At 65.3% G+C, this 1,780-nt stretch carries 2 protein-coding genes; both read right to left on the reverse strand.

Annotated features, from left to right (window positions below):
- Nucleotides 1-120 precede the first annotated feature (120 nt).
- Entirely contained in the window at nt 121-423 is a 303-nt protein-coding gene (locus tag ABGB01_RS45865; RefSeq protein WP_347780626.1) for a MerR family transcriptional regulator, read from the reverse strand.
- A 108-nt stretch (nt 424-531) separates the two neighbouring features.
- A complete protein-coding gene (locus ABGB01_RS45870) occupies nt 532-1,335 on the reverse strand; it encodes a DUF4158 domain-containing protein (protein WP_347780627.1) in 804 nt (267 codons plus the stop codon).
- Between the last annotated feature and the right edge of the window lie 445 nt (nt 1,336-1,780).

Here is a 1,780-nt window from a genome sequence, read left to right on the forward strand (position 1 = left end):
ACGATTGACGCTCACGTTGTCGCCGGGCACGAACCAGGCCAACCCCAAGACCAGCCCTGAAGATCATGGACATCATCCATGTCGCCCATCAGGCCCTACGTGCTCAGAAAGAACGTCGTCCTACAACCGGCCGCGAGCGGCGGTCTCGGCCAGGAACTGCTCCCAGTAGCCGGCGATCTCCTCGGCCGCTGTCTCCGCAGGTAGATCACACACATGCCGGATACGGGTCAAGGGCATGCCCAGACGCCGCAGCCAGGCGATCAACCGGGCTCGCTCCAACTGCTCCGGATCGTAGAACCGGTATCCCGAATCGCCATCCACGGCGGCCGGTAGCAGGAGCCCGAGTTCGTCGTAGAGCCGCAGGGCCTTCGGCGACAGCCGAGCTGCCCGAGCGAACGCTCCGATCGTCAGCAGTTCCCGCACCACTCCTCCTCGTCCCGGCCACGACGACCGGTGTCAACGATGCTGGGGCTTCACCCAAGGGGAAGGTCAACAACATCACCACCCTTCCACGCGGCTCCCTGACAATCGCTACACGCTGCGCCCGAGATCGAGACGGCTGTCCCCCCATGTCCAGCACACCGCCGCCAGCAGCGTGTACCGGATCGGCTCCGGCGCCGAGGCGAAGTCCGAGGGATACATGCGCATCGCCCGCGCCCGCCAGGCCGCCACGATCAGGTCCGGCACCTCGGCGAACACGGTCTCGTCCAAACCGAGCGACCGGACGGTCTTCAGCTTGCCGATCTCCTTCAGCAGCGTCTCCAGACCCAGCGGGCCGGGGTCGGCCTTCAGCTCCGCCAGCACCTGCTGACTGCCCAGCAGGTCCTGAAGCCGACCGCACACCATCGGCCCCAACCTGGCCTGCACTCCACGGGCGAACGCGCCCTCAAACCGGCTCACCGCCGAGGCCACCACCCGCTCCACCTGGCCCGGCGTCGGCGGCTCCATATTTTCGCTGCGGCACCGGCGACGCAGCGCATCCGCCAGCCGGTCCCGGTTCGTCTCCGTCGAACACGGCTCATCAGCCATCCACTGCGCCCACCGCTCCTCGTCCTCCTCTGTCGGCGGCCGCGTCCCGAAGGCCGTCCGGATCTGCTTGCGGTGGTCCTTGATCGTCCGGCCGGCCCAGGAGTACTTGCCGAACAGCCCAGGATCCACTTTCACCAGCGACGCGACATAGACGATCGCTACCTGCGGGACCTCTTCTGGATAGGCCGGAAACCGGCCCTCGATCTCGTAGAACTTCAGCATCAACGCGAACCCCAGCCGCGTCGCCCCCGATTTGTTCTTGATCAGCTTCCAGTCGCCCTCGACCAGCGTCCATGAGCCGATCAGCTCATCGGACTCTCACTCCGCACGCACCGCAGACCCCCAGACCACGAACTCTCCGAACAGACGGAGACCACGATCAGGGGGAGCCAGGATGTTCCACACCGGTTTGATCTACTTGCAACTACTACGCGACGAATCCGCAAGATAGCTCACCGCACCTCTGCCCCTCGCCGTAGCTATAGGAGTTCCGCCATCACGGCCCTCGGGCGCGGCGGGCCCGGACACTTCATCGGTTCGGGCCGAAGACAGGCGTGAACCATTTCGGTCTGGCGCGACAAGAGTACCTGTGACCGGCATACGCCAAGAAGGGGTCGGCATGCGTGACCCCATACGCGACGGCATCAAGGCAGACGATGCGACCCTCATCGAGAGGTCGCTGAACGAGCCGGAGACCTTCGCCGTTTTATTCGACCGGCATGCGCCGTACCTCCATAGCTACGTGGTCCGG

Origin of the sequence: Nonomuraea sp. B5E05 (genome assembly GCF_039880665.1) — a bacterium.
Lineage (GTDB): Bacteria > Actinomycetota > Actinomycetes > Streptosporangiales > Streptosporangiaceae > Nonomuraea.